Origin of the sequence: Pseudomonas synxantha BG33R, assembly GCF_000263715.2 — a bacterium.
In the GTDB taxonomy this organism is placed as follows: domain Bacteria; phylum Pseudomonadota; class Gammaproteobacteria; order Pseudomonadales; family Pseudomonadaceae; genus Aquipseudomonas; species Aquipseudomonas synxantha_A.
Window position 1 is genome coordinate 5,020,778 of the sequence record NZ_CM001514.1, and the last position, 26,538, is coordinate 5,047,315.

23 protein-coding genes and 1 pseudogene are annotated in these 26,538 nt (G+C 60.3%); 13 read left to right on the forward strand and 11 right to left on the reverse strand.

Annotation, left to right across the window (positions count from 1 at the left end):
* Positions 1 to 47: 47 nt before the first annotated feature.
* The 5 genes and pseudogenes from PSEBG33_RS05630 (at position 48) to PSEBG33_RS30185 (ending at position 6,145) form a co-directional block, all read left to right on the forward strand.
* Positions 48 to 2,612: a TonB-dependent receptor gene (locus PSEBG33_RS05630; protein WP_032803702.1), complete on the forward strand. Its 2,565-nt coding sequence runs from the start codon at positions 48 to 50 to the stop codon at positions 2,610 to 2,612.
* A gap of 137 nt (positions 2,613 to 2,749) precedes the next feature.
* On the forward strand, positions 2,750 to 3,358 hold the full coding sequence (locus PSEBG33_RS05625) for a biliverdin-producing heme oxygenase (RefSeq protein ID WP_005791011.1): 609 nt from the start codon (positions 2,750 to 2,752) through the stop codon (positions 3,356 to 3,358).
* 108 nt (positions 3,359 to 3,466) lie between these two features.
* Positions 3,467 to 3,868, forward strand: coding sequence for a YbaN family protein (locus PSEBG33_RS05620; protein WP_005791013.1), 402 nt, complete (start codon positions 3,467 to 3,469; stop codon positions 3,866 to 3,868).
* A 279-nt stretch (positions 3,869 to 4,147) separates the two neighbouring features.
* Positions 4,148 to 5,287, forward strand: a pseudogene (locus tag PSEBG33_RS30180) (HAMP domain-containing protein); the annotation flags it as partial.
* A 102-nt stretch (positions 5,288 to 5,389) separates the two neighbouring features.
* The gene (locus PSEBG33_RS30185) at positions 5,390 to 6,145 is read left to right on the forward strand and encodes a methyl-accepting chemotaxis protein (RefSeq protein WP_372804199.1); all 756 of its coding nucleotides are present in this window, start codon (positions 5,390 to 5,392) and stop codon (positions 6,143 to 6,145) included.
* A gap of 62 nt (positions 6,146 to 6,207) precedes the next feature.
* Here the strand turns inward: PSEBG33_RS30185 and PSEBG33_RS05610 are convergent, their stop codons facing one another.
* Positions 6,208 to 6,783 carry an NAD(P)H nitroreductase gene (locus PSEBG33_RS05610; RefSeq protein WP_005791016.1) on the reverse strand — a complete coding sequence of 192 codons (576 nt, stop codon included), beginning with the start codon at positions 6,781 to 6,783 and terminating at the stop codon, positions 6,208 to 6,210.
* A 140-nt stretch (positions 6,784 to 6,923) separates the two neighbouring features.
* On the opposite strand from PSEBG33_RS05610, the gene PSEBG33_RS05605 reads away from it, so the two are divergent.
* From PSEBG33_RS05605 to PSEBG33_RS05595, 3 genes are read left to right on the forward strand one after another with little or no spacing between them, the layout of a single operon-like run.
* Positions 6,924 to 8,363, forward strand: coding sequence for a di-heme oxidoredictase family protein (locus tag PSEBG33_RS05605; RefSeq protein WP_005791018.1), 1,440 nt, complete (start codon positions 6,924 to 6,926; stop codon positions 8,361 to 8,363).
* 31 nt (positions 8,364 to 8,394) lie between these two features.
* Positions 8,395 to 9,459, forward strand: a complete 1,065-nt coding sequence (locus PSEBG33_RS05600; protein WP_005791021.1) for an imelysin family protein — start codon at positions 8,395 to 8,397, stop codon at positions 9,457 to 9,459.
* A 2-nt stretch (positions 9,460 to 9,461) separates the two neighbouring features.
* Positions 9,462 to 10,559 carry a DUF1513 domain-containing protein gene (locus tag PSEBG33_RS05595; protein WP_005791023.1) on the forward strand — a complete coding sequence of 366 codons (1,098 nt, stop codon included), beginning with the start codon at positions 9,462 to 9,464 and terminating at the stop codon, positions 10,557 to 10,559.
* Positions 10,560 to 10,661: 102 nt separating this feature from the next.
* Here PSEBG33_RS05595 and PSEBG33_RS05590 read toward each other — a convergent pair whose 3' ends face one another.
* The 5 genes from PSEBG33_RS05590 to colR all read right to left on the reverse strand — a co-directional run bounded on the left by PSEBG33_RS05590 (position 10,662) and on the right by colR (position 14,431).
* Positions 10,662 to 10,889, reverse strand: a complete 228-nt coding sequence (locus tag PSEBG33_RS05590) for a hypothetical protein (protein WP_005791025.1) — start codon at positions 10,887 to 10,889, stop codon at positions 10,662 to 10,664.
* A complete protein-coding gene (locus PSEBG33_RS05585) occupies positions 10,886 to 11,605 on the reverse strand; it encodes a lipopolysaccharide kinase InaA family protein (RefSeq protein ID WP_005791027.1) in 720 nt (239 codons plus the stop codon). Before PSEBG33_RS05585 ends, PSEBG33_RS05590 begins: the two co-directional genes overlap by 4 nt.
* A 3-nt stretch (positions 11,606 to 11,608) precedes the next feature.
* Positions 11,609 to 12,289: a class I SAM-dependent methyltransferase gene (locus tag PSEBG33_RS05580; protein WP_005791029.1), complete on the reverse strand. Its 681-nt coding sequence runs from the start codon at positions 12,287 to 12,289 to the stop codon at positions 11,609 to 11,611.
* A gap of 188 nt (positions 12,290 to 12,477) precedes the next feature.
* Positions 12,478 to 13,758 carry a sensor histidine kinase gene (locus PSEBG33_RS05575; RefSeq protein ID WP_005791031.1) on the reverse strand — a complete coding sequence of 427 codons (1,281 nt, stop codon included), beginning with the start codon at positions 13,756 to 13,758 and terminating at the stop codon, positions 12,478 to 12,480.
* Complete coding sequence (gene colR / locus PSEBG33_RS05570) at positions 13,748 to 14,431, reverse strand: two-component system response regulator ColR (RefSeq protein ID WP_003208587.1); 684 nt, start codon at positions 14,429 to 14,431, stop codon at positions 13,748 to 13,750. Before colR ends, PSEBG33_RS05575 begins: the two co-directional genes overlap by 11 nt.
* Positions 14,432 to 14,632: 201 nt before the next feature.
* On the opposite strand from colR, the gene PSEBG33_RS05565 reads away from it, so the two are divergent.
* Together PSEBG33_RS05565 and PSEBG33_RS05560 are read left to right on the forward strand one after the other, a co-directional pair.
* Entirely contained in the window at positions 14,633 to 16,582 is a 1,950-nt protein-coding gene (locus tag PSEBG33_RS05565) for an LTA synthase family protein (RefSeq protein ID WP_005791035.1), read from the forward strand.
* A gap of 50 nt (positions 16,583 to 16,632) precedes the next feature.
* Positions 16,633 to 17,358 (forward strand): phosphatase PAP2 family protein, encoded by a 726-nt coding sequence (locus tag PSEBG33_RS05560; RefSeq protein ID WP_005791038.1) that lies wholly within the window; start codon positions 16,633 to 16,635, stop codon positions 17,356 to 17,358.
* Positions 17,359 to 17,911: 553 nt separating this feature from the next.
* Here the strand turns inward: PSEBG33_RS05560 and groL are convergent.
* The 5 genes from groL to PSEBG33_RS05535 all read right to left on the reverse strand — a co-directional run bounded on the left by groL (position 17,912) and on the right by PSEBG33_RS05535 (position 22,538).
* Positions 17,912 to 19,558, reverse strand: coding sequence for a chaperonin GroEL (gene groL / locus PSEBG33_RS05555; RefSeq protein WP_005791041.1), 1,647 nt, complete (start codon positions 19,556 to 19,558; stop codon positions 17,912 to 17,914).
* Between the two features lie 50 nt (positions 19,559 to 19,608).
* The gene (locus tag PSEBG33_RS05550) at positions 19,609 to 19,902 is read right to left on the reverse strand and encodes a co-chaperone GroES (protein WP_003193940.1); all 294 of its coding nucleotides are present in this window, start codon (positions 19,900 to 19,902) and stop codon (positions 19,609 to 19,611) included.
* A gap of 250 nt (positions 19,903 to 20,152) precedes the next feature.
* Positions 20,153 to 20,629: an FxsA family protein gene (locus PSEBG33_RS05545; protein WP_005791045.1), complete on the reverse strand. Its 477-nt coding sequence runs from the start codon at positions 20,627 to 20,629 to the stop codon at positions 20,153 to 20,155.
* A 66-nt stretch (positions 20,630 to 20,695) separates the two neighbouring features.
* The gene (locus PSEBG33_RS05540; protein ID WP_005791047.1) at positions 20,696 to 21,427 is read right to left on the reverse strand and encodes a HugZ family protein; all 732 of its coding nucleotides are present in this window, start codon (positions 21,425 to 21,427) and stop codon (positions 20,696 to 20,698) included.
* A 103-nt stretch (positions 21,428 to 21,530) separates the two neighbouring features.
* Complete coding sequence (locus tag PSEBG33_RS05535; RefSeq protein WP_005791049.1) at positions 21,531 to 22,538, reverse strand: DUF481 domain-containing protein; 1,008 nt, start codon at positions 22,536 to 22,538, stop codon at positions 21,531 to 21,533.
* A gap of 194 nt (positions 22,539 to 22,732) precedes the next feature.
* Here PSEBG33_RS05535 and PSEBG33_RS05530 point away from each other — a divergent pair, with 194 nt between their 5' ends.
* The 3 genes from PSEBG33_RS05530 (at position 22,733) to PSEBG33_RS05520 (ending at position 26,536) form a co-directional block, all read left to right on the forward strand.
* Complete coding sequence (locus tag PSEBG33_RS05530) at positions 22,733 to 23,047, forward strand: MGMT family protein (protein WP_050549437.1); 315 nt, start codon at positions 22,733 to 22,735, stop codon at positions 23,045 to 23,047.
* Positions 23,048 to 23,090: 43 nt separating this feature from the next.
* A complete protein-coding gene (locus tag PSEBG33_RS05525; protein WP_005791052.1) occupies positions 23,091 to 24,623 on the forward strand; it encodes an AmpG family muropeptide MFS transporter in 1,533 nt (510 codons plus the stop codon).
* 197 nt (positions 24,624 to 24,820) lie between these two features.
* Positions 24,821 to 26,536, forward strand: a complete 1,716-nt coding sequence (locus PSEBG33_RS05520) for a proline--tRNA ligase (protein WP_005791054.1) — start codon at positions 24,821 to 24,823, stop codon at positions 26,534 to 26,536.
* The last annotated feature ends 2 nt before the right edge of the window (positions 26,537 to 26,538 follow it).

A 26,538-nucleotide genomic window follows, 5' to 3' on the forward strand; every position in this document is an offset into this window, starting at 1 on the left:
TTTGGTTCAGTTCGCAACTATAAGATTCGTATCCCGGAGCGCTCTCGATGTCCTCTCGTTTCAACCGCCGGTGTTCTTCGCCCGTTCTGTCCTTGCTGACCGCTGCGATCCTGCTGGCTGGCGCACCCGTCATGAGCGCCACCGCCGCCGAACCCGCCCCTCGCAGCCACGGTAATTACAACTTCAGCATCGAGCAGCAACCGCTGGTGTCGGCGCTCAACGCCTTTACCGCGGTGACCGGCTGGCAAGTCGGCCTGCCGGCAGAGCTGGGCCAGGGAGTGTCGTCCCCTGGCGTGCGCGGCCCGCTGTCGCCGGAAAAAGCCCTGGAGCGGTTGTTGGTGGGGACCAACCTGAGCTACCGCAAACTGGGCAATAACAACATCGTGCTGGAGAAACGCGCCGCGGGCGGCGCCCTCGCCCTGCAACAGGTGACCATCAGCGCCACCCGTAACGAACAGGATGTGAACAGCGTACCCAGCACCGTCAGCGTGCACGACCGCGAGGAACTGGACCGCCAGAACACCAACAACATCCGCGAACTGGTGCGCTACGAGCCCGGTGTCTCCGTCGGCGGCGCCGGCACCCGCTCAGGCAACGCGGGCTATAACATCCGTGGTATCGACGGCGACCGCATCCTCACCCAGGTGGACGGCGTCGAAGTGCCCAACAACTTCTTCAACGGCCCCTACGCCAAGACCCGTCGCAACTACGTCGACCCGGAAATCGTCAAGCTCGTGGAGATCCTGCGCGGCCCGGCCTCGGCCCTGTACGGCAGCAACGCCATCGGCGGCGCGGTGAGCTATTTCACCCTCGACCCGGACGACATCATCAAGCCCGGCAAGGACGTCGGTGCCCGCCTGAAGACCGGCTACAGCTCCGCCGACGAGAGCTGGCTGACCTCCGGCACCTTCGCCGGGCGGGTACAGGACTTCGATGGCTTGCTGCACCTGAGCCAGCGCAATGGTCATGAAACCGAATCCTACGACGGCAACAACGCCACCGGCCTGGCCCGCACCGGCGCCAACCCGGAAGACGCGCGCACCACCAACGTGCTGGCCAAGCTGGGCTGGAACTATGGCGATGACAACCGCCTGGGCCTGACCTACGAGAAGTTCAAGGATGACCGCGACGTCAACCTGAAGAATGCCGTAGGCGGCCCGTTCATCGGCGGTCGAGGCATGAACCTCTACCGTGCCCGCTCGGGCAACGACACCATCACCCGCGAGCGCTTCGGCCTGGAAAACACCTTCGCCCTGGAGTCGCCGATCGCTGATCGCATCAAGACCAGCCTCAACTACCAGATCGCCAAGACCGACCAGACCACCGCCGAGATCTACCAGGCTGGTCGCCGCGTACTGCGTACCCGCGACACCCTTTACGAAGAAAAACAGTGGGTCTTCGACGCTCAACTGGACAAGGCGTTCAGCGTCGGCGAAACCGACCACCAGGTGACCTACGGCACCACCCTCAAGCAGCAGAAAGTCACCGGCTCGCGCGAAGGCTCGGCCTCGTGCCTCGCCATTGGTGGCGGCTGCACCGCCATCGGCGCGCCCAGCCCGCAAGCAAGCGACAGCGTGAAGAAGGCCAGCGACTTCCCCGACCCGACCATCAACACTTACTCCTTGTTTGCCCAGGACCAGATCAGCTGGGATAAATGGACCTTCCTGCCCGCCGTGCGGTATGACTACACCCGGCTCAAGCCCAAGCTGACCCAGGAGTTCCTCAACACCGTCAACCCAACTGGCGAATATGCCGTCGATGGCAAGGACAAAACCTGGCACCGCGTCACGCCAAAGTTCGGCCTGACCTACGCCCTGACCGATAACTACACCTGGTTCGGCCAATACGCCGAAGGCTTCCGCACCCCCTCGGCGAAGGCCCTGTATGGCCGCTTCGAAAACCTCAACATTGGCTACACCGTCGAACCCAACCCCGACCTCAAGCCGGAGACCAGCAAAGGCATCGAGACCGGGATACGCGGCAAGTTTGACGAAGGCTCCTTCGACATCGCGGTGTACTACAACAAGTACCGCGACTTTATCGACGAAGACAACGCCGTGGTCGGCGGCACCGTGGAGCAGTTCCGGGCCGTCAATATCAAGCGCGCCACCATCAAGGGCGTGGAAGCCAAGGGCCGCCTGAACCTGGATGCGTTCGGCGCGCCGAAGGGCCTGTACACCCAGGGTTCGATTGCCTACGCCCACGGTCGCAACGACGACAATGGCGAACCATTGAACAGCGTCAACCCGCTCAAGGGCGTGTTTGGCCTGGGCTACGACCAGGACAACTACGGCGGCCTGCTGAGCTGGACTCTGGTGAAGAAACAGAACCGCGTCGACAGCACCACCTTCCACGCTCCCGACGGCAGCACTGACGGCCCGTTCAAGACCCCGGGCTTCGGCATCCTCGACCTGACCGCCTACTACAAGGTCACCAACGACGTGACCATCAATGGTGGCCTCTACAACCTCACCGACAAGAAGTACTGGAACTGGGATGACGTGCGCAGTTACGACAGCGTCGGCGAAGCTGGCGTAACCGGCCCGGCCAACCTCGACCGCCTGACCCAGCCCGGACGCAACTTTGCGATCAACCTGATCTGGGACATCTGATCCACCCGCCTCACCTCGCCGGAATCCATCAGCGGCGGGGTGAGGATTTTTTACTGTGCCACGTCTTCTTGTTCGTCTAGTTGATAACAGCTCTCTTTAAGGGCACCCAGGCGCTCCCTCTTTCAAGGATTTTTTACATGACCGCTTCTCCTACCGCAGAACGCCCAAGCCTGCGCTCCCAGCGCCTGAACCAGATCACCAATGAACCGCACACCAAGCTGGATGCGTTGGTGAAGGCTCATGCGCCGTTCGAAACCCAAGCCAACTTCGCCCGCTTCGTGGTGGCCCAGTACCTGTTCCAGTCGGAACTGGTGGCGCTGTACAACGATGCCGCGCTGAACACGATCATTCCCGACCTGGCCGCCCGCTGCCGCGCCGAAGCCGCCAAGCTCGACCTGGCTGACCTGGACACCGACGTTCCGGCTCCGGTCGCCGGCGCGGTGAAAAACCCAAGCCAGGCCGAAGCCCTGGGTTGGTTGTTCGTGTCCGAAGGCTCCAAGCTGGGCGCCGCGTTTCTGATCAAGCGCGCCGTGGGCCTGGGCCTGAGCGAAACCTTCGGGGCCCGCCACCTGGGCGAACCGGCCGGTGGCCGCGCCAAAGGCTGGAAAAGCTTCACCCGCACCCTCGACAGCCTGGAGTTCAGCGCCGAAGAAGAAGCTGCGGTAGAAAAAGGCGCGATCGATGCGTTTGTGCGCTTCACCGTGTTGCTGGAACAGGCGTACGCTAGCGCCCCAGAAATGGCGTAAATGTTCCGGTAGACATCGGCTCAATGTGGGAGCAGGCAAGCCAGCTCCCACATTTGAGTGCATTTCATGGCAGATAATGTGTAAACCCTCCCACCAGAAAACTGCAGCATGACCGGCAAAACCCAATCCACCTCAAAGATCGCCCAACTTCTCTATGGCCTGCTGGCCTACGTCAGCCTGGGGATTGGCTTGGTCGCGATTGTCATACCGGGTTTGCCGACCACCGAATTCATCCTGCTGGCCGCCTGGGCCGCCACCAAAAGCTCACCGCGCTTAAGCGCCTGGCTGGAAAACCACCGCCTGTTCGGGCCGATCCTGTTCAACTGGCGCAACGGCAAGATCATTGCGCGCCGGGCCAAGGTCAGCGCCACCGTAAGCATGGTCCTGTGTGCAGTCTTGATGCTGGTGATGCTTGATCATGGCTGGCCGGTGTACCTGGCCATCGCCGGAATGAGCCTGGGCAATCTGTGGATCTGGTCCCGCCCCGAGCAGCTCGCACGGCCCGTATAACGCCCGGCGTAGGCATTTTCCTACCGCTCATCGCCTATTACTCATGAATTGATTTGTGACGCCGATGTTTCAGGAACGGCGCCGAATGGACTTGGCTCTGCTGCGTGCATACCCACAAGTCCATTCGTGAGTGAACCTATGTTCGACACCCTTTCTATCCGCTTGAAAATCGTGCTGCTGTCCGGCCTCTGCCTGCTGGGAGTGATCGCACTGGTGGTCGGCATCAATATCTACAACACCAACCAGAACGATCGGTTGGTCAGTGATTCAAGCTCACGAATGCTCACCGCCAGCGTGGAACAGCTGCTGCAAGCCAAGGCCGCTGAACAGGCCGGGCACTTGCAAAAGACCTTCGGTGAAAACCTGCTGGCGGTTACCGCCCTCGCCGACCAGATCAAGGACCTGCGTCAGCTGGGGACCAAGCGCTCCATTGAAGCCGGCGCCCTGCGCGAAGAAATCAACCAGAGCGTGAAAACCGCGTTCGAGCGCAACACCAAGGTGCTGGGCATCTGGCTGTCGTTCGAGCCCAACGGCCTGGATGGCAAGGACAGTGAATTCGTTGACGACAAGGCCCGCGTCTCCAACGAAAAAGGCCGTTTTTCCAGCTACTGGAGCCGTGCCGGCGGCGAAAGCCTGAACACCATCATGGTCGAGGATGACCTGACCAAGACCACCCTCAACCTCAGCGGCACGCCTTACAACATTTGGTATACCTGCCCACGGGACACCCGCAGCACCTGCCTGCTGGACCCGTATGAAGACACGGTGGCCGGCAAACCTGTGCTGATGACCACCATTTCCCTGCCCCTGATCGTCGATGGCAAAGTCATCGGCGTCGTGGGTGTCGACATCGCCCTCACTGCCCTGCAAGCCACCACCGATGCGGCACAAAAGGACGTGTTCAACGGTGCTGCTCACCTGGAAATCCTGTCCAGCACCGGCCTGATTGCAGCCTACAGCGGCGAACCGGCCAGGGTCGGCAAGAACCTGGTCGACACCCTCGGCGCCGAAGGCAAGGAGATCGTGCAACTGCTGGGCAATGATCGGCCCATGATCCGCGAACAGGACGACACGATTCGCGCCGTGTACCCGGTCAAGCCGATTGCCGATGCCAAATCCTGGGGTGTGGTGATCAAACTGCCTAAAAGCGTGATGCTGGCTGATAACGAAAAGCTGCAAGCCGTGCTCGACGAAGCCCAGGCTACCGGCACCGTCAAAGCCTTGCTGGTGGCAGCCGCCGCCGGCTTGCTGGGCCTGTTGCTGATCTGGCTGACCGCCACCGGCGTGACCCGTCCGATCAACAGCGTGGCGGCCATGCTCAAGGACATTGCCAGCGGCGACGGCGACCTCACCCAACGCCTGGCCTACACCAAGAAAGACGAACTGGGCGAGCTGGTGAACTGGTTCAACCGCTTCCTCGACAAGCTGCAACCGACCATCGCCCAGATCAAACAAAGCATCACCGAAGCCCGGGGTACGGCGGATCAATCCTCGGCCATTGCACGCCAGACCAGCGAAGGTATGCAGGTGCAGTTCCGTGAAATCGACCAGGTCGCCACGGCGTCGAATGAAATGAGCGCCACCGCCCACGACGTCGCCAACAGCGCCTCCAATGCCGCCAGCGCGGCACGCGGCGCCGATCAGTCGGCCCGCGAAGGCATGTCGATCATCGAGCAGAGCACCCGCGACATCACCACCCTTGCCGAGGAAGTCAGCAAAGCTGTGACCGAAGTCGAAGCCCTGGCTGTCAACAGCGAGCAAATCGGTTCAGTCCTGGAAGTGATCCGCAGCATTGCCGAACAGACCAACCTGCTGGCATTGAACGCCGCGATCGAAGCAGCACGCGCCGGCGAAAGCGGGCGTGGATTTGCGGTAGTGGCCGACGAAGTACGCAACCTGGCCAAACGCACCCAGGATTCGGTCGAGGAAATCCGCGTGGTGATCGAACGCATCCAGAGCGGTACCCGTGGGGTAGTGGCGACCATGCACTCCAGCCAGCACCAGGCCCAGAGCAATGCCGGGCAGATCCATCAGGCGGTGCAGGCGCTGGGCAAGATCAGCGACGCGGTCACGGTGATCAGCGACATGAACCTGCAAATCGCCAGCGCTGCCGAAGAGCAGAGCGCGGTGGCCGAAGAGGTCAACCGCAACGTCTCGGCGATTCGCACCGTGACCGAAACCCTCACCGGCCAGGCCACCGAGTCGGCGGCGATCAGCAGCCAGCTCAATGCCCTGGCCAGCCAGCAGATGAAGTTGATGGATCAGTTCAGGGTGTAATCGATCTCAAAGACACTGGGGTCAAAATGTGGAAACGTCGCACCGCCCCTCCCACATTTAGATCACTTTTTGTCTTGAAAGCCGGTCCAGGCCTGGACAAACGGCGTCAGGTCTTCCTTCGGTGCGGTACGCGGCGGGTTCTGCGGTGTACCCAAATAAAGGAAGCCAATCACCTCCTCATCCGCCGTCAGCCCCAACCCTTTGGCGACGTGGGCCGAGTAAGACAGTTCACCGGTGCGCCACACTGCACCAATCCCCTGGGCATACGCCGCCAGCAGGATGCCGTGGGCCGCACAGGCCGCCGCCAGCAATTGCTCGGACTTGGGCACTTTGAAGTGCTCCTGCAAACGCGCAATCACCACAACTACCAACGGCGCACGCAGCGGGCCGTTCTGCGCCTTGTCGATGACCGCTTGCGGTGCGTCGGCGTCCTGCAGCCGGGCGGCTTCGGCCAACAGCGTGCCCATTTGCTCACGGGCTGCGCCTTCTACGGTGAGGAAACGCCAAGGGCGCAATTGACCGTGATCGGGCGCCCGCATGGCGGCAGCGAACAACAGGTCGCGCTGCTCCTGGGTCGGTGCCGGGTCGAGTAAACGCGGCACGGAAACACGGTTGAGCAAAGCGTCGAGAGCCTGCATTGGCCACCTCCAGAAAAAAATGTGCGGTCATTCTAGCGGGAAAGAATCGCGATGCCACCAAACGATAATTGCTCTTATTCAAACCGCCCGGCCCTGTTAGACTTTGCGACCAGATTTTGCCCCCTCGTCCAGGAATCTCGATGTTCCGTTCGCTTTCCTACCTGTCTGCAGCGTTGCTGGCTCTATGCCTGACGGCTTGCGACGACGCCCCTCGCTTCACCAAGGCCGAGCCGGGTGAATCGCGATCCGGTGGCGCGACGACGGTAAACAAGCGCGACCAGAACGCCTTTTCCCTGCCCTCGGCCAACCTGGCACCCAGCCGTCGCCTGGATTTCAGCGTCGGTAACAGCTTCTTTCGCAACCCCTGGGTGATCGCGCCGGCCACCACCACGGCACGGGATGGCCTGGGCCCACTGTTCAATACCAACGCCTGCCAGAACTGCCATATCAAGGACGGCCGTGGCCACCCGCCGCTGCCCGATGCACCCAATGCCGTGTCGATGCTGGTGCGCCTCTCCATTCCCCTCTCCATTACAGAGCAGCCCCCCTACGCCAAGCTGATCGAACAGCTCGGCGTGGTGCCCGAGCCGGTCTACGGCGGGCAGTTGCAAGACATGGCCGTGCCTGGCGTAACGCCGGAAGGCAAGGTGCGGGTCGACTACAGCCCTGTCCAGGTCAGCTTCAAGGACGGCACCGTCGTCGAACTGCGCAAACCCGACCTGCAAATCACCCAGCTCGGCTACGGCCCGATGCACCCCGACACACGCTTCTCGGCACGCATCGCGCCGCCGATGATCGGCCTGGGCCTGCTCGAAGCGATCAGCGACGCCGATATCCTGCGCAACACCGACCCCAAGACCGCCGACAGAGACGCCATCGTCGGCCGCGCTAATTGGGTCTGGGATGACGCCCAGCATAAAACCGTACTCGGGCGTTTTGGCTGGAAAGCCGGGCAACCCAACCTCAACCAACAAAATGTTCACGCGTTTTCGGGTGATATGGGCCTCACGACCTCCCTGAGACCCTTTGATGACTGCACCGACGCCCAAGTGGCGTGCAAGCAGGCGCCAAACGGCAATGGCCCTGACGGCGAGCCGGAAGTCAGCGACAACATCCTGCGCCTGGTGCTGTTTTACACCCGCAACCTCGCAGTGCCTGCACGCCGAGGCGTCAACACGCCGCAGGTGCTGGCCGGCAAGAACCTGTTCTACGAGGCCGGCTGCCAGGGCTGTCACAAGCCGACATTCACCACGGCCGCCAACGCCGCCGAACCCGAGCTGGCCAACCAGGTGATACACCCCTACAGCGACCTGTTGTTGCACGATATGGGCGAAGGCCTCGCCGACAACCGTACCGAATTCAAAGCCTCCGGCCGCGAGTGGCGCACCCCGCCGCTGTGGAGCATTGGCCTGACGCAAACCGTCAGTGGTCACACCCAGTTCTTGCATGACGGCCGCGCCCGCAACCTGCTTGAGGCCGTGCTGTGGCACGGCGGGCAAGCACAAGCGGCGCAGCAACATGTGTTGTCATTTAACGCCGAACAGCGGGCCGCGTTGCTGGCGTTCCTGAATTCTTTATAAGCTTTGCCCCACTCACAGAAGGGAGCTCGACATGTTTCGTCCCAAGTTGTTGTTCACCAGCCTCGCCGCCCTTGCCCTGGGCGCGTGCTCGCCCCAGGACCCGCAAGCAGTGACCTCGGCGGCGATCGCCAAGCAGGTGATCCTGCCGACCTACAGCCGCTGGGTTGAAGCCGACCGCCAGCTGGCCGTCAGCGCCCTGGCCTACTGCCAGGGCAAGGAAAGCCTGGACACCGCCCGCGCCGACTTCCTGCACGCACAAAAAGCCTGGGCCGAGTTGCAACCGTTGCTGATCGGCCCACTGGCCGAAGGCAACCGCGCCTGGCAGGTACAGTTCTGGCCGGACAAGAAGAACCTGGTAGGTCGCCAGGTCGAGCAACTGGTCAGCGCCCAGCCGCAGATCGATGCGGCCGCCCTGGCCAAATCGAGCGTGGTGGTGCAGGGCCTGTCGGCCTACGAATACATCCTCTACGACGCCAAGCCCGACGTTGCCGACGAAACCCAGAAAGCCCGCTACTGCCCGCTGCTGATGGCCATCGGCGAGCGTCAGAAAGCCCTGGCTGAAGAGATCCTCGCCAGCTGGAACAGCACCGACGGTATGCTCGCGCAGATGACCAAGTTTCCGAACCAGCGCTACGCTGATTCCCACGAAGCCATTGCCGATCTGCTGCGCGTGCAAGTAACCGCACTGGACACCCTGAAGAAAAAACTCGGCACGCCGATGGGCCGCCAGACCAAGGGCATCCCGCAACCCTTCCAGGCCGATGCATGGCGCAGCCAGTCCTCCCTGCAAAGCCTGGAGGCCAGCCTCGCCGCCGCCCAGACCGTATGGGTCGGTGTCGACAACAAAGGCCTGCGCGGCCTGCTGCCGAGCGATCAGAAGCCGTTGGCCGAGAAGATCGACGCCGCCTATGCTGCGTCGCTGAAACTGTTCGCCAGCAACCAGCGCTCCCTCAATGAACTGTTGAACGATGACGCCGGGCGCCAGCAACTCAACGATATCTACGACAGCCTCAATGTGGTCCATCGCCTTCACGAGGGCGAGCTGGCCAAAGCATTGGGCGTCCAACTGGGCTTCAACGCCAACGACGGTGACTGATGATGCTCAGGCGACAGGCTTTGGCGCTGGGTAGCGTGCTGCTCAGCGCCCTCACGTTGGGCGGCTGGACGCTGTTCAAAGGCAAAGACAAGGGGCCGCTGCTGCTCTCGGCACGCGATGATGCCGACGGCAAGCACTACGCTGTCGGCTATCGCCTGGACGGCAAGCCCGTCTTTGCCACCCAGGTCGGCCAGCGCTGTCACGACATCATCAACCACCCCACACGGCCAATTGCGCTGTTCGTCGCCCGTCGCCCGGGCACCGAGAGCTACCTGATCGACCTGCGCGATGGCACGCTGCTGCAAACCATCACCTCAAAGGCCAACCGGCACTTTTACGGCCATGCGGTGATCCACAAGAGCGGCGACTGGCTGTACGCCACCGAGAACGACACCTCAGATCCCGGTCGTGGGTTGTTGGGTGTGTATAAGTTCGAAGGCGAGCGGTTGGTACACAGCGGCGAGATTTCCACCCACGGCGTCGGCCCGCACCAGGTCTCCTGGATGCCCGACGGCGAAACCCTGGTGGTGGCCAACGGCGGCATTCGCACCGAAGCCGAAAGCCGCGTGGAGATGAACCTCAACGCCATGGAACCGAGCCTGGTGCTGATGCAGCGCGATGGCACCTTGATCAGCAAGGAAACGTTGGGGCAGCAAATGAACAGCGTGCGCCATATGGGGATCGCCAGCGATGGCACCATCCTCACCGGGCAGCAGTTCATGGGGCCGTCCCAGGAGCGTTCCGAGTTGCTCGCAATCAAGCGCCCGGGCCAGCCTTTTATAGCGTTCCCGGTAGCCGATGAGCAACTGCAAGCGATGGGGCACTACACCGCCAGCGTGGCGGTGCACAGCGAACTGCGCCTGGTAGCGCTCACGGCGCCGCGTGGCAATCGTTTCTTCATCTGGGATATGGACAGCGCCGAGCTGCGCCTGGATGGGCCGTTGCCCGACTGCGCCGGTGTGGGTGCAGTGGCGGACGGGTTTGTGGTTACGTCGGGACAGGGACGTTGCCGCTTCTATGATTGTCGTCAGGAACGACTGATGGCCAAGCCATTGGAATTACCGGCGGGGTTTTGGGATAACCACCTGCACCTGATCTGAAAATTGCCCCTCTGCAGGAGCGAGCTTGCTCCTACCGTTAAAGCGTCAGGCGTAAAAAAAGGGCCTCGCATCGCAAGGCCCTTTCCAGGAGTTTTACTCGTTTCAACTTTGCGGCCTCATTGCTTGAGACATCCCGAACATGAATAGCAGCAAATCATGATCAGGCCTGGCCGCCACACTTGCCTTGGCAATCCGCGGCAGCAGGCATTGCCCGCCACCGTCTACCGCACTGAGCACTTGTGTGCGAGGTTGTTCCCACGCTGCCAGGGCAAGGGCTGAAATGCCCAACGCCCCGACCAAAAACAAACCTCGTGCTATTTCTAGCTTCATCTGGTTAAACCCTTGATAGCGCTGCCAAACGCCGTCTCGTAAAAGTAGCTGAGTTTTTTCCAGTCGGTATCGTTCCACGACGAATGGCGGCGCAATTGCAGCATGTCATGGGACGCGGCCCGATAAGCGGTCAAACGCTGGCGACATTTTTCAAAATCCAGCAGGGCTACTTCCACAATCGCCGCATCAGGCTCACCGGTTACCCGCACGAAAATGTGCTTGATATACAAGCAACCGTGCTGCCAGCGACCCTTGTGCATACGGGCCAGGGTGCCGGCCAGCTCCTGGAGCAAACGCTCGTGGACCGCCTCGCCGTACTGCTCACGGCCACCGGCGGCGTACCAGTTTTCGATCTCGTCGAAACCGTCCAGTGACGCGGTCACCAACAGGGCTTTCCATTGATGCTCCGGGTCGCGTCGCGCCTCGCAAAACACCAACTCCGGCACGCGCACATCCAGCAAACGCAGGCCCTTCAAGGCATCACGCTCACGCAGCACGGTCGGACGCCCGAATGGATGCAACCAACTGCGGTAGATGTGCCCGGTCTGACGCTTGCAATACAGCAAACGCCCATTAGGGCTGACCACTCGCTGCACACCACTTTCACCGCCACGCCGGCGATTGGGTTCTTCGACCCACTCACCCTTCTGGCGCCAGAAATAATCAAACCGCTCCTCGGGAGCTACATGACTGCCTGCTACGCACTCAACTGCCATCTGTTACCTCTTGCGCAATACATACACTCGCCACATGGCGTAGAGCGGTATGAAGTCCAGGGATTCCTGAACACGGAAACCGGCCTGCTCGAATTCTGCCTCGACAGTAGCAGCCGGTAACACAAACCGGTTTTGGTAACCTTCCTGCTCACCTCTTTTGCGACGACGTACTTCGCTGCGCTTGCGCTTCCAGGCCTTGAAATTGCCGTCCACCCACAGCGAAATAATCACGCTGTCGCGGGTAACTCGCTGAAACTCACGCAGTATTGTCAGCCTGTGCTCCGCTTCACCGATGTGGTGCATCAAGCGCATGCAGAAAATACTGTCGACGGAGTTATCTGGCAAATCGATATCAAAGGCAGATGTCTGCAAAGGGCGTACCCGTTTCACCACCTCCGCCGGTTGAGCGGTGGTGGCGATCTTCAACATCGACGCCGAATTGTCAGCCCCGATAATCACACGGTTGGGTTTTTCGGCCAGCAACGGCCAGAAACGTCCAGCGCCACAAGGCAGGTCCAGCACCAGGCCCGGCTCACCGGCCATGGCCAGTGCACCACGCGCCAGCTGCTCGTCGCGTTTGTGGGACAACCGGCGAGCCAGATTGTCCTGATGTTTGAGCAAATATTGTTGCGCGTGTTGATCGTCGTACTTTTCGGAAAATTCCAACTTGATTGGGGAAGGCATCGTACGTCTCCGGTAACTGATGCCTGCAACCTTAAGCAGCTAAACGTAATCAACAGGTCAACTCATTGTGAAAATCTTGTCCTGTCCAACTGCATACATTTCAAGACTTTACAGAAACATTCAGTAGCATCGGGCCATCTTCGCTGAAAAGCAGGCAGTCTGCATCCGCAAAACGACAGACTGAACGGTCAGCTTTTGACCTGGCTCAGCTCGACATGAAAACGGCAGCCATTGGGCTCCATCGTCGTCAGGCTCACGCTCCAGCCCTGGCTCTCGCAGATCCGTTGCACCAGCGACAGACCAAGCCCTAGCCCCTCGCCACGGTTCTCGCTGCCGCGCACAAAAGGCTCGAACATCGCTTCGCGCTTGTCTTCAGGAATGCCCACGCCAGAGTCCTCCACCACAAAACCACTCGGCTCCAGCGTGAGGCGGATAAACCCTTGCTCGGTGTAATGCAGTGCATTGCGCAACAGGTTACCCATCACTGCGTGCAGGAACGTGGTGTTGTAGCGAGTATCCAGAGGATTGCCAGGGCAGTAGATCAACTCAAGGCCTTTTTGCTCGATGGGCCCGCGCCAGATCCCCAGCAAATCTTCGGCGACCTGCGTCAGGTTGACCTGAGCCGACATGACGGCATCATCGTGTTTGGCGCGGGCCAGCATCAGGAAGGTCTGCACCAGTTCACGCATTTCCTCACAGGCCCGCGCGATTCGCTGGACCTGGTTACGGCCGCGTTGATCGATGGCGGGGTTTTCCAGCAGCAGCTCACAGGAGCTGGCCAACACCATCAAGGGCGTGCGCAGCTCATGGCTTACATCACTGGTAAACAACTGCTCACGGGACAACGCCTGCCGCAGGCGCCCCAGCGTGGCATCGAACGCCACCGCCAGCTCGCCCACTTCATCAGCTGCGTAATCCGGAGCCAAGGGCGGCGCCAGCCCTAATAACTGGTCACGATGCCGTACCTGGCGAGCCAGGCGTACTACCGGCGCCATCACCTTGCGGGCCAGCACCCAGCCGAGGAACACCGCCAGCGCCAGGCTGAGCACGAACCCCACCAGCACCACGGCAAACAGCACGCGCTCGCGCTCCTCAAAATCGCTTTGATCCTGCAGCAGCACATACCGCCGACCGTCGATCACCTCGACCATGGCGTGGTACGACAGAGACTCGCGAAATACTTCGTGGAAGCCCGGGTCCAGATGCCGAAGATCCTTGGGCAACTCGAAATCGCCTTGCCCGCCGCTGAAGTAAAACAGCTGGTCCGGCTCCGGCCGATGTCGCCAGTCTTCCATGCTGTCCATCAACAGCAGCCGTTGCAGGTCACCGCCCAGGCCCGCCGAGATCAGCTTCTCTTCCACCAGGTGCACCGTCGCAACGATCCCCATGGCGAAGGCCCCCGCCACCAACGCACTCATCAAGGCAAAGGCGATGATGATCCGTTGGGCAAGGCTTTGTCTAAACTCCATCACGGCCCTCGGCCAAGCGATAACCCACCCCGTGCACCGTTTGCAGCAACGGCTTGGCAAAGGGCTTATCGATCACCTGGCGCAATTGGTGAACGTGGCTGCGCAGGCTGTCGCTGTCCGGGCAGTCATCGCCCCACAGGGCTTCTTCGAGAATTTCCCGGCGTAGCACGTGCGGGCTCTTCTGCATCAGCACTGCCAGCAGTTTCAGGCCCACTGGGTTGAGCTTGAGCAGGCGCCCTTCGCGGGTGACTTCCAAGGTATCGAGGTCATAGTTCAGGTCGCCCACCTGCAGGGCGCGGCGGCCACCACCCTGGGCACGCCGCAACACCGCCTCGATTCGCGCGGCCAGTTCCGACAAGGCAAATGGCTTGAGCAGGTAATCATCAGCCCCGGACTTGAAGCCTTGCAGGCGGTCATCCAGTTGATCGCGTGCGGTGAGCATGATCACCGGCGTATCGCGCCGTGCGTCTTCGCGCAGGCGTTTGCACAGGGTGTAGCCATCGATGCCAGGCAGCATGATATCGAGCACGATCAGGTCGTAATGCTCGGTGGCCGCCAGGTGCAGGCCCGACAAGCCGTCCTGCGCACAGTCCACTGTGTAGCCTTTGAGCCCCAGGTAATCGGCCAGGTTGGCCAGAATATCGCGGTTGTCTTCAACCAATAGAATTCGCATGGGCAGTGTCTCCGTACGCGGTAACGGCCTTGTTGGCTCACGCAGCTTAAGGCCAAGCGAGGCTCAGGGATAGAGCTGAAAGGCGCGTCGATAGGGGTTTCCAACTGTTTGTATGGTCAAACGAGTTTTTCACTATAGCTTCACAAGCTGACTACAGTTTCAGGGCGAAGATCGCCCCCCATTGATATAAGGAACTTGGACATGGGTTTTTTCAAAACAGCGCCAATGCGCTATTTGCTGTTGATAACCGGTGCCTGGTTATTGGTTTTCCTGCTCACTCGCAGCGTGCTGCTCGTGACTCACCTGAATGAAGTGGGCGGCAACTTGCTGCCGGTGTTTGGCGTGGGGCTGCTCTACGACCTGGGCTTCCTCGCCTATGCGGCCTTGCCGCTGGGCCTGTATTTGCTGCTATGCCCACCCGCACTGTGGCGCCGCCGCGGCCACCGCTGGTTCTTGCAGGCGCTGCTGACGATCAGCCTGTTTGCCATGCTGTTCACCTCGGTGGCCGAATGGCTGTTCTGGGATGAGTTTGGGGTGCGCTTCAACTTTATCGCCGTCGATTACCTGGTGTATTCCGATGAGGTGCTGAACAACCTGCTGGAGTCTTACCCGATCGGCAAGCTGCTGAGCCTGCTGGCAATGCTGGCGATCCTCATGAGCCTGGCCCTGCGTAAACCCTTCAATGCCGCCATGGCGGCACCTTTGCCGGCACTGCGTGGCCGTTTGGTCAATGCCCTGGGCCTGTTGGTGGTCGCCGGCCTCAGCCTGCAACTGATCAGCCAGGACAGCCCACGTGCCCAGGGCGGTAACGCTTACAAGAACGAACTGGCCAGCAACGGTCCTTATCAATTCTTCGCTGCGTTCCGCAATAACGAATTGGACTACACCCAGTTCTATCAGAGCCTGCCCACCGATGTGGTCGCCCGGCAACTGCGCGCCGAACTCAGCGAGCCCAACGCGCGCTTTATCGACCCGGACCCGCTGGATATTCGCCGCGCCATCACCAACCCGGGCACACTGCGCAAGCCCAACATCGTGCTGGTCACCATCGAAAGCTTCAGCGCCAAGTACATGGGCAGCAACGGCGATCAACGCAACCTCACGCCCAACCTGGATGCATTGCGCAAACAAAGCCTGTACTTCAATAACTTCTATGCCACCGGCACACGAACCGACCGAGGCCTGGAAGCCATTACCCTGGCGATCCCACCCACGCCGGGCCGCTCGATCGTCAAGCGCATCGGCCGTGAAAGCGGGTTCGCGAGCCTCGGCCAACAACTCACGGCCATCGGTTACGACAGCGTGTTTGTCTACGGCGGTCGCGGTTACTTCGACAATATGAACGCGTTTTTCAGCGGCAACGGGTATCGGGTCGTGGACCAAAGCAGCGTGCCCGAGTCAGAAATCTCGTTCAAAAATGCCTGGGGCATGGCCGACGAAGACCTGTTCAAACAGACGCTTAAACTGGCCGACGCCGACTACGCCAGGCAACAGCCGTTCTTGCTGCAACTGATGACGACTTCCAACCATCGCCCCTATACCTACCCGGATGGGCGCATCGATATCAAATCCGGCAAGGGTCGCGATGGTGCAGTGAAATACACCGACTACGCCATCAACCAGTTCCTTGAAGCTGCACGCCAGAAACCTTGGTTCGACAACACCATTTTTGTGTTCGTCGCCGACCATACGGCCGGCAGCGCAGGCAAGGAAGACCTGCCGATCACCAACTACCAGATCCCGTTGTTTATCTATGCGCCCAAACTGATCGACGCACGGGAGTCCGCGCAACTGGCCAGCCAGATCGACCTTGCGCCGACCTTGCTGGGCCTGATCAACCTCAGCTACGAGTCGACGTTCTTCGGCCGTAATCTGTTGCAAGACAACCCGCTGCCACCGCGAGTCGTGGTGGGCAACTACCAGCATCTGGGCTTGTTTGACGGCAAGGACCTGGCAATCCTCAGCCCGCGCCAAGGCTTGCGTCGCCACGACCAGGCCCTTGGAGAAAGCCAGGAGTTGCGCGTCGGTAGCGATGACCCATTGATCCAGCGGGCAATTACCTACTATCAGGCCGCCAGCTACGACTACAAACAGCAACTGCTGAGCTGGAAAGCGCCCAAGGAAGAAGCTCCAGTCTTAAGCAAACGCTAATCAAAAAGCCCCGTGCAGGTGAGCAAGGGGCTTTTTCACCAAGGTTCGTGATGAAATCCCCCTCTTCTTTACCGGTTTCCAAACCGCTCAATTTCTGGCTGTGCCTGGGCCTGCCTGCCGGCGCCGCAGTGGTCTTGCTGTTGCTGGAACTGACCTCATTGGACATGGACCTGGCCAGGCGCTTCTACAGCGCGGAGGCTGGCGGCTTCATCGGCCGCTATAGCTTCTTCCTCGAAGACATCCTGCATGATCGGGCCAAGCAACTGGTGATCCTGTTTTCGGTACTGGCGATTTTCGGGCTTGTCGGCTCCTTCATCCTGCATCGACTCAAGCCTTACCGTCGCGAACTGGTCTGCCTGGTACTCTCCCTGGGATTGGCGACGGCCTTCGTGGCACCTTTGAAAACCATCACCGCCGTGCAATGCCCCTGGAGTCTCAAAGAGTTCGGCGGCCAGGAAACCTACAGCGAACTGCTCAGCCCGCGCCCGCCTACCGATAAACCTGGTCGCTGTTGGCCCGGCGGACATGCAGCCACCGGGTTTGCCTTGTTCGCCTGGTTCTTCGCGCTGAGGGATCGGCGACCAAAGCCGGCGCGCTACGCTTTGATATTCGCCGTCAGCCTGGGCAGCGTCTTCTCAGTCAGCCGTATGCTGCAAGGGGCACACTTTTTTTCCCACAATATATGGACAGCGATTTTTTGCTGGCTGATTTGCCTGGGTTTGTATTGCCTGTTGCTGTACCGGCCTTCACGGCAAGCCGTAATGCCGATCAGTTAAGCGAATGCAATGCTCAACGCAACGAAGATTCCGTGTAGGAGCGGGCTTGCCTGCGAAAGCCAACGGTAACCACGATGCGAAGCGAGCCGCTCTTGATCTTGATCTGCTTTTGATCTCAGGCGCCCCGTTAAACCACGCTGGCCGGAATTCGACAGGGATTTGGGGGGTAAACCGGCAGGGATGCCGGTTTAGCCGCCCCGCGCCATGGATGGCGCGTGGCGGCGGCCCCCCAAATCCATGGCGGATTACGGGCACACCGAGCCTAGGCGAGGTGCCGAGTGGTGGGGCAAGAGCGTTTTGCTTACTTTGGCCTGGGCCGGCATCCCGGCTTTTGCAAAGTGAGCCGCCGTCAGGGCGGAACCCTAAGTGGCCATTACCGCAGGAATGGATATGTACTCGGTATAACTGTGTCGGCTGGCAGGCCGCCATCGGGAGCAAGCCCCCTCGCCACAGGTCCAGTGTCATACCGAAGTTGAGAGATACAACCGCTCACAAAAAAGCCCCGCCTGCATCACTGCAGGCGGGGCTTTTTACAGCGCCGGGTGAGGCTGGCTTACATCATGCCGCCCATGCCACCCATGCCGCCCATATCTGGCATACCGCCGCCAGCTGCGCCTTCAGCCTTCGGCTTGTCAGCGATGGCAGCTTCGGTAGTCAGGATCAGGCCACCGATGGAGGCTGCCGCTTGCAGCGCGGAACGGGTCACCTTGGTAGGGTCCAGGATGCCCATTTCGATCATGTCGCCATAGACGCCAGTCGCAGCGTTGTAACCGTAGTTACCTTTGCCGTTCTTGACTTCGTTGACCACAACGCTTGGCTCGTCGCCGGAGTTGGCAGCGATCTGGCGCAGCGGTGCTTCAACGGCACGACGCAGCACAGCGATACCAACGTTCTGGTCGGCATTGTCGCCGGTCAGGTTGGTCAGGGCTTCCAGAGCACGGATCAGCGCAACGCCACCGCCAGGTACCACGCCTTCTTCAACGGCTGCACGGGTTGCGTGCAGGGCGTCTTCAACGCGGGCCTTCTTCTCTTTCATTTCAACTTCGGAGCCAGCGCCAACCTTGATCACTGCAACGCCGCCGGACAGCTTGGCCAGACGCTCTTGCAGTTTTTCACGGTCGTAGTCCGAGGAGGTTTCGGCAACCTGGGCACGGATCTGCGCGATACGGGACTCGATATCGCCTTCAACGCCAGCACCGTCAACGATGATGGTGTTTTCCTTGGAGATGGTCACGCGCTTGGCGCTACCCAGGTTTTCCAGGGTAGCGCTTTCCAGGCTCAGGCCGATCTCTTCGGAGATAACGGTACCGCCAGTCAATACGGCGATGTCCTGCAGCATGGCCTTGCGACGGTCGCCGAAGCCTGGAGCCTTGACGGCTGCAACCTTGACGATGCCACGCATGTTGTTCACAACCAGGGTCGCCAGGGCTTCGCCTTCAACGTCTTCGGAAACGATCAGCAATGGGCGGCCGGCTTTGGCAACGGCTTCCAGTACTGGCAGCATTTCGCGAATGTTGGAGATCTTCTTGTCAACCAGCAGGATCAGCGGGTTGTCCAGCTCGGCAACCATGGTCTCTGGTTTGTTGACGAAGTAAGGAGACAGGTAGCCACGGTCGAACTGCATGCCTTCTACAACCGACAGTTCGTTTTCCAGGCCCGAGCCTTCTTCAACGGTGATCACGCCTTCTTTGCCGACTTTTTCCATGGCTTCGGCAATGATGTCACCGATGGAGCTGTCGGAGTTGGCGGAGATGGTGCCGACCTGAGCGATGGCCTTGGTGTCGGCGCATGGCTTGGACAGGTTTTTCAGCTCGGCAACGATGGCGATGGTCGCCTTGTCGATGCCACGCTTGAGGTCCATAGGGTTCATGCCGGCAGCGACGGCCTTGTAGCCCTCGTTGACGATCGCCTGAGCCAGGACGGTAGCGGTGGTGGTGCCGTCGCCTGCGTCGTCGTTGGCACGGGAGGCAACGTCTTTGACCAGCTGCGCGCCCATGTTCTCGAAACGGTCTTCCAGTTCGATTTCTTTGGCGACGGAAACGCCGTCCTTGGTGATGGTCGGAGCGCCGAAGCTCTTCTCGATGATCACGTTACGGCCTTTCGGGCCCAGGGTCGCTTTTACTGCGTCAGCCAGGACGTTGACACCGGTGAGCATTTTCTTGCGGGCGGAGTCGCCGAATTTAACTTCTTTAGCAGCCATGATCGATATTCCTTAAATACTTTGTAGTAACGGGAAAATGAGCGAGGAAATCAGTCTTCCAGTACGGCGAGAATTTCGTTCTCAGCCATGACCAGCAGGTCTTCGCCGTCGACTTTCACAGTGTTGCTGCCGGAGTAAGGGCCGAAAACAACCTTGTCACCCACTTTCACGGCCAGTGCGCGTACATCACCATTCTCCAGGGTCTTGCCTGGGCCAGCAGCGACGATCACACCGTGGTTGGCTTTTTCAGCAGCCGAACCTGGCAGAACGATCCCGCCAGCGGTTTTCTTTTCTTCTTCGCTGCGACGGATTACGACGCGGTCGTGCAGAGGACGAAGCTTCATTGTCGATCTCTCCTAATTGTGTTTTTCATCGGCCGGTATCAATTCCGGCGGGTTAAATTCCGGCGGTGCCGGTTGCGGCTCGCTTGGCGAGACGCGGAAGTCTGTCTGATGTCACCACCAGAAACCTTGCGGTGACCGTTACATAAGGGCGCATGCGCTTATTACAAGGGGGCCGGGAGGAAATTTTTTCTCAGATTGCTCGCCGGGCCAATGCAACACGGCACCCGAAGGTGCCGTGCCAGTGAAGCGGTTATTTGTTGTCGCGGTGTTCGAACTCGCCTTCGATCACGTCGCCTTCACGCCCCAGCGGTTGACGCGGGGCCGGGCCGCCACGGGGTTGCAGGTCGTCGGCAAACGCGCGTTGGCGAATCGCCGCTTCTTCGGCGCGCTGGCGCATCTTGCCGGCCAGCAGTTTGCGGGTAAACGGCAACAGCAGCACCAGGCCGAGCACGTCGCTGATAAAGCCCGGCAGGATCAGCAGGCCACCGGCCAGGGCCATCATCAGGCCCTCAAGCATGGTCTGGGCCGGCAGTTCGCCGCGGTTCAGGCTTTCACGGGCACGCAACGCCGTGGCCAGGCCGGCCACGCGCAGCACCATGACGCCGAGCATGGAGCCTGCGATGATCAGCAGCAGCGCCGGGAAAAACCCGATCGCACCGCTGACTTTGACGAATACGAACAGCTCCAACACCGGGAACAGCAGAAAGAGCAATAAAAAAGGGCGCATCAAATGGTTCCTCAACGCAAGAATGCCTTGCCAGTTCACCTTAGATGACGTCGCCATTGTGTGAATTCAAGCGTCGGCAGTGGTTTTTTTCGGCCATACCGCGGCGTGAGCCAATGAAACCAGGGCCTCGCGTACTTGTGTCGGTGTGTTGCAAGGCGTCTCGAAAGGCAACCAATGCAAGCTTTGGCCAATACGCAGGTGCATGCCTTCGCTGTCGATGCCGGCCAACTGCGCAGGCTCGCCAGTCGGCAAACCGCTGAGGTCGACGTAATGGGCGATGGCCTTGGTGTGATCGCTGTTCATGTGCTCGATCATGCTGCGCTCGGCCTTGCCTGCAAACGGATTGGCCAGGGTCAGCTGGTCGACCCAGTGGATCGCGCCAAACCCACCGATATAACGGTGGCGCACCGGCTTGAGCACCCAGAAATCGAAATCGTGGGCCTTGTGGTAGTTGGCCGAATCGGGGAAGTAGCGATAGTAACGCTCGGCGGCGGCTTCAATGGCTGCGCCGTCTTCCAGTTTCTCGGCCTCGGCCAGGTAGGTCAGGCGTCCCACGGACTGCACATCATCGGCCTCGCGCTCACCCACCAGCAACGAGCACTTGGGATCTTTTTGCAGGTTATGGGTGTGCTGGGCGATGCGGCTGATCAGGATCAGCGGGCGGCCCTGCTCATCGAGGCAGTAGGGCACGACCGAGCCGAAGGGAAAACCGGGCATGGCTTTTGACTGTGTGGCCAAAGCCCCACGGTATTCCTTGAGCAACAGCTCTCGGGCGTTCTTGGCAACGTGCGCGCTCAACGTATGACTCCTCGGGTGTTCCGCCGCCCATGGCATATGGGAATGGATCTCAACACAAGGTAATCAATATCCGCGCAGGTTGCCAGAGTGGCCGACGCAGCTTTTACCAGGCCACACCAAAGCCTGCGGTGTAGCGAGTCTTGCTCAGGCTGCTCTCGGAACTGCCGCTGACCTCGTTGCGCTCGGCCTTCAAGTTGAGCGAGGCCCACTCGGTGACCTTGTAGCGCAGCCCCATTTCCGCATCCAGGGAATACTCGGACGGCCCGGCAAGCGGTTTGCCCAATTCGCCGTTGGTAAAGAACTCGACAGTCTTGCCCACCAGGTAGCGGTTGTAGTTCCACTTCATGGCCAGGGAATAGAAGTTGTCCTTGCCGCCGTCGGCGTATTCGTAGTCGGTGCGGTTGACCAGCGAACCGAGGGAGAACGCGCCCAGTTCATCGTCCCAGAACTGATAGCCAGGGCCGGTACCGACAACGCGCTGACGGGCCAGGTCTTCGACCTTGTCGCGCTTGTAGGTCAGGCGGCCCTGCCAGAACCAGTGCTCGGTGATGAAGCGGTCCAGGTTGTACTCCAGCGCCCAGTTATCGGTGGTGGTAATGTCGTCCTGGAACTCGCGGTTGTATTCGCCTTTGCCCGTATGACGCCATTGGCCGTGACGGGCCGAGGTCTTGAAGTCGATGTCGTAGTCGTTGGTGTCTTTGTCGGCACGCTTGTAGTCCAGCGCCAGGTCGACGTTGCCCTTCCACACCAGGTCTTCGATCACCGGCTTGGGCTTCATGATCTGTTGGATGCTTGCCAGGTCGACCGTCTTGGGTGCCTCGCCATTGGCCAGCACCACCTTGCCGTCATCCGACGCCTGCAACGACTTGGCCTTTTCGCCGCTGTAGGCGTCCTGCTTGACCAGCAACTCCTGATCGCTTTCCAGGGTCTTGACCTGCTTCCAGTCCACCGGGATCGAGCCCGCGTAGGTGGTTTGGATCAGCAGTTTGCCACCGTCGAAGACTTTGATCTTGCCGGTCAGCCGGTCGCCGTTTTTCAACCAGACGGTATCGGCAAGCAAGGGCGTGGAAGCACTGAAAACAGCAAGGCACAACAGGGTTCTGGACAACATAAGCAGATACGGGGCTCAGGGGTGGCAAAAAATAGGGGCGTTATAGTGTTACATGGCTAGAACTGACTCAAGGATTTATATTGAGTTCAATGCTCATCGTCATGTTTACAGACGTTTCTGACAAAACCGCGACGATCTCAACGGATATCCCCATAGTGAAGCCACCCGCCGATACGCCGCAAAGCCCCGCCGAAATGCGGCGTACCGCGCTGTACCTGACCTTGTCGCAAGTGCCCGAAGGCTGTGTGGTGAGCTACGGCGAGCTGGCTCACTTGGCGGGTCTGGGTCGTGCCGCCCGATGGGTCGGGCGCACCCTGAGCCAGTTGCCCGAAGACACCCGATTACCCTGGCATCGGGTGCTGGGCGCCGGTGGTCGGATAAGTCTGCCGGCGGGCAGCGCCTCAGGCGACGAACAACGTGCGCGTTTGCGTAGCGAAGGCGTCACTATCTTGAACAATCGTGTTGATATTCAGCGCCATGGCTGGCGTCCGGTAGAGCACAGCGGTTAGAGTGCGCGCTTTGTTTCCGCAAACCTGAGGCAGACTCCAGCCCATGCCCCGTAAAACCTGGCGCGCCGCGCTCGCCGCCTATGCCAGCCCCTCGACATTAGTGCTGTTGTTGCTCGGCTTCGCTGCCGGCATGCCTTACATGTTGGTGTTCTCGACGCTTTCCGTGTGGCTGCGCGAGGCCGGAGTGGCCCGCGAGACCATCGGCTATGCAAGCCTGATCGGTCTGGCCTACGCCTTTAAATGGGTCTGGTCGCCGCTGCTCGATCAATGGCGCTTGCCGTTGCTCGGTAAACTGGGGCGTCGTCGCTCCTGGCTGGTGCTGGCCCAATCGCTGGTGATCCTCGGATTGATCGGCATGGGTTTTTGTGACCCGCAAAAACACCTGTCCTGGTTGATCGCCATCGCGGTGATCGTCGCCTTCGCGTCGGCCACCCAAGATATCGCCGTGGATGCCTACCGCCTGGAAATCGCCGACGACAGCCGTCAGGCCGCCCTGGCGGCAAGCTACATGTCCGGCTATCGCATTGCCGCCCTGCTGGCCACGGCTGGTGCGCTGTTCTTTGCCGAAGGCTTTGGCTCCACCGGCTTCAACTATAAACACTCGGCCTGGACCGGCACCTATGTGCTGTTCGGCGTGTTGATGGTGCCGGCGTTGCTCACCACCTTCCTCATGCGTGAACCTGATGTGCCACTGCGCACCCAGTTGCAGGCCGGCCGCTACAGTTTCATGCACCAGTTGGTGTCGGTGTTTGTACTGATCGTACTGTTGGTGTCAGTGCCGGCGATGTTCACCCAGCTGTACAACACCGACTTCGCCAGCGTGCTGTTCCAGGGCGTGAGCCTGTGGGAACTGCTGATGGAAGACCGCGCGTTCCTGCGCGCCATCCTTTATATCATCCTCACCACCCTGTGCCTTTCGGCCATGGGCCGTCGGGGCCTGGCGCCGGTGCTGACGCCGGTCAACGACTTTATCCTGCGCTATCGCTGGCAGGCGCTGCTGCTGCTCGGGCTGATTGCCACGTATCGCATGTCCGACACGGTGATGGGCGTGATGGCCAACGTGTTCTATATCGACCAGGGTTTCACCAAGGACCAGATCGCCGGAGTGAGCAAGATCTTCGGCTTGATCATGACCCTGCTCGGCGCCGGCATGGGCGGCCTGTTGATTGTGCGGTTCGGGATCCTGCCAATCCTGTTCATCGGTGGCGTGGCCTCGGCCGGCACCAACCTTTTGTTCGTGATGCTCGCCGACATGGGCCCCGACCTGCAGATGCTGATCGTCACCATTTCCCTGGACAACTTCAGTTCGGGCATGGCCACCTCGGCGTTCGTGGCGTACCTGTCGAGCCTGACCAATCTCAAGTTCTCCGCTACCCAATATGCGTTGCTCAGCTCGATCATGCTGTTGTTGCCACGCCTGATCGGCGGGTATTCGGGGGTGATGGTGGAGAAGTTCGGTTATCACAACTTCTTCATGATCACTTGCCTGCTGGGGGTGCCGACGCTGCTCCTGATTGCATTGCACTGGTTCCAGGAGAACCGGCGCGCCCGGTTGAATCCGCCGCAGGAAGACTGATACGACTCGGTCAATGTGGGAGCTGGCTTGCCTGCGATAGCGATGGTGAACCCAACGCCGCTATCGCAGGCAAGCCAGCTCCCACACAAGCGACGGTTACCACAGATACGCCTCGCCACCTCACGCCTGTACTCCAGCAGCAACCGCCCGTACAATCCCAAGTCATTTCAAGTCCAAGCAACCGACAACGGCCTACCATGCGTACCAGTCAATATTTGCTCGCCACACAGAAAGAAACGCCTTCCGACGCGGTTGTGATCAGCCATCAGCTGATGCTGCGCGCCGGCATGATCCGCAAACTGGCCTCGGGCCTGTACACCTGGTTGCCCATGGGCTTGAAGGTGATGCGCAAGGTCGAAGCCATCGTTCGCGAAGAAATGAACGCTGCCGGCTCTCTGGAAGTGTTGATGCCGAGCACCCAACCGGCTGAGTTGTGGCAGGAATCCGGGCGCTGGGAAGAGTACGGCCCTGAGTTGCTGCGCTTCAAGGACCGTCATGGCCGCGATTTCTGCGCCGGCCCGACCCATGAAGAAGTCATCACCGACCTGATGCGCAACGAGTTGAGCAGCTATAAACAGTTGCCGCTGAACCTGTATCAGATCCAGACCAAATTCCGCGATGAAATCCGCCCGCGCTTCGGCTTGATGCGTGGTCGCGAATTCATCATGAAGGACGCCTATTCGTTCCACGCCGACCAGGCTTCCCTGCAAGCGACCTACGACCGCATGCACCAGGCCTACTGCAACGTATTCACGCGCCTGGGCCTGAAGTTCCGCCCGGTTGAAGCGGATAACGGCTCCATCGGCGGTGCCGGCTCCCACGAATTCCACGTGCTGGCCGAATCCGGTGAAGACGATATCGTGTTCAGCAACGGTTCCGACTACGCGGCGAACATCGAAAAAGCCGAAGCCATACCACGTGAAACCTCGCGCCCTGCTCCCACCGAGGAGCTGCGCCTGGTCGACACGCCGGACACCAAAACCATCGCGGCCCTGGTGGAGAAATTCAATCTGCCGATTGAAAAGACCATCAAGACCCTGATCGTGCGCGCTGAAGAAGAAGGCAAGCTGATCGCCCTGGTGATCCGTGGCGACCACGAGCTCAATGAAATCAAGGCCGCCAACCAGCCTGGCGTAGCCAGCCCGCTGGTCATGGCCACCGATGCCGAACTGCGCGACGCCATTGGTGCCGGTGCCGGTTCCCTCGGCCCGCTGAACCTGCCGCTGCCGATCATCATCGACCGTTCCGTCGAGCTGATGAGCGACTTCGGTATCGGCGCGAACATCGACGACAAGCACTACTTCGGCGTGAACTGGGAGCGTGACCTGCCGGTTCCGACCGTGGCCGACCTGCGCAACGTCGTAGCCGGTGACCCAAGCCCGGATGGCAAGGGCACCCTGGAAATCAAGCGCGGCATCGAAGTCGGGCACATCTTCCAGCTGGGCAACAAGTACAGCAAGGCGATGAAGTGCGAAGTGCTGGGCGAGAACGGCAAGCCGATCACCCTGGACATGGGCTGCTACGGCATTGGTGTTTCCCGCGTGGTCGCCGCTGCCATCGAGCAGAACAACGACGAGAAAGGCATCATCTGGAGTGACGCTTTGGCGCCGTTCCAGGTGGCCCTGGTGCCGTTGCGCTATGAAACCGAGCAAGTACGCGAAGCCACCGACAAGCTGTACGCTGAACTGACCGCTGCCGGTTTTGAAGTGCTGCTCGATGACCGGGACAAGAAAACCAGCCCGGGCATCAAGTTCGCCGACATGGAACTGATTGGCATCCCGCACCGGATCGTGGTCAGTGACCGTGGCCTGGCCGATGGCAATCTGGAATACAAGAGCCGGACCGAAGCGCAAGCCCAACCGTTGCCGGTGGCTGACGTGCTGTCTTTCCTTCAGGCGCGTATTCGTCGCTGAAA

Bases quoted from the DNA above. Each gene is read 5' to 3' on its own strand.
- PSEBG33_RS05630 (WP_032803702.1), top strand. From the start codon at position 48: ATGTCCTCTCGTTTCAACCGCCGGTGTTCTTCGCCCGTTCTGTCCTTG.
- PSEBG33_RS05625 (WP_005791011.1), top strand. From the start codon at position 2,750: ATGACCGCTTCTCCTACCGCAGAACGCCCAAGCCTGCGCTCCCAGCGC.
- PSEBG33_RS05620 (WP_005791013.1), top strand. From the start codon at position 3,467: ATGACCGGCAAAACCCAATCCACCTCAAAGATCGCCCAACTTCTCTAT.
- PSEBG33_RS30185 (WP_372804199.1), top strand. From the start codon at position 5,390: ATGCAGGTGCAGTTCCGTGAAATCGACCAGGTCGCCACGGCGTCGAAT.
- PSEBG33_RS05610 (WP_005791016.1), bottom strand. From the start codon at position 6,783: ATGCAGGCTCTCGACGCTTTGCTCAACCGTGTTTCCGTGCCGCGTTTA.
- PSEBG33_RS05605 (WP_005791018.1), top strand. From the start codon at position 6,924: ATGTTCCGTTCGCTTTCCTACCTGTCTGCAGCGTTGCTGGCTCTATGC.
- PSEBG33_RS05600 (WP_005791021.1), top strand. From the start codon at position 8,395: ATGTTTCGTCCCAAGTTGTTGTTCACCAGCCTCGCCGCCCTTGCCCTG.
- PSEBG33_RS05595 (WP_005791023.1), top strand. From the start codon at position 9,462: ATGCTCAGGCGACAGGCTTTGGCGCTGGGTAGCGTGCTGCTCAGCGCC.
- PSEBG33_RS05590 (WP_005791025.1), bottom strand. From the start codon at position 10,889: ATGAAGCTAGAAATAGCACGAGGTTTGTTTTTGGTCGGGGCGTTGGGC.
- PSEBG33_RS05585 (WP_005791027.1), bottom strand. From the start codon at position 11,605: ATGGCAGTTGAGTGCGTAGCAGGCAGTCATGTAGCTCCCGAGGAGCGG.
- PSEBG33_RS05580 (WP_005791029.1), bottom strand. From the start codon at position 12,289: ATGCCTTCCCCAATCAAGTTGGAATTTTCCGAAAAGTACGACGATCAA.
- PSEBG33_RS05575 (WP_005791031.1), bottom strand. From the start codon at position 13,758: ATGGAGTTTAGACAAAGCCTTGCCCAACGGATCATCATCGCCTTTGCC.
- colR (WP_003208587.1), bottom strand. From the start codon at position 14,431: ATGCGAATTCTATTGGTTGAAGACAACCGCGATATTCTGGCCAACCTG.
- PSEBG33_RS05565 (WP_005791035.1), top strand. From the start codon at position 14,633: ATGGGTTTTTTCAAAACAGCGCCAATGCGCTATTTGCTGTTGATAACC.
- PSEBG33_RS05560 (WP_005791038.1), top strand. From the start codon at position 16,633: ATGAAATCCCCCTCTTCTTTACCGGTTTCCAAACCGCTCAATTTCTGG.
- groL (WP_005791041.1), bottom strand. From the start codon at position 19,558: ATGGCTGCTAAAGAAGTTAAATTCGGCGACTCCGCCCGCAAGAAAATG.
- PSEBG33_RS05550 (WP_003193940.1), bottom strand. From the start codon at position 19,902: ATGAAGCTTCGTCCTCTGCACGACCGCGTCGTAATCCGTCGCAGCGAA.
- PSEBG33_RS05545 (WP_005791045.1), bottom strand. From the start codon at position 20,629: ATGCGCCCTTTTTTATTGCTCTTTCTGCTGTTCCCGGTGTTGGAGCTG.
- PSEBG33_RS05535 (WP_005791049.1), bottom strand. From the start codon at position 22,538: ATGTTGTCCAGAACCCTGTTGTGCCTTGCTGTTTTCAGTGCTTCCACG.
- PSEBG33_RS05530 (WP_050549437.1), top strand. From the start codon at position 22,733: ATGCGGCGTACCGCGCTGTACCTGACCTTGTCGCAAGTGCCCGAAGGC.
- PSEBG33_RS05525 (WP_005791052.1), top strand. From the start codon at position 23,091: ATGCCCCGTAAAACCTGGCGCGCCGCGCTCGCCGCCTATGCCAGCCCC.
- PSEBG33_RS05520 (WP_005791054.1), top strand. From the start codon at position 24,821: ATGCGTACCAGTCAATATTTGCTCGCCACACAGAAAGAAACGCCTTCC.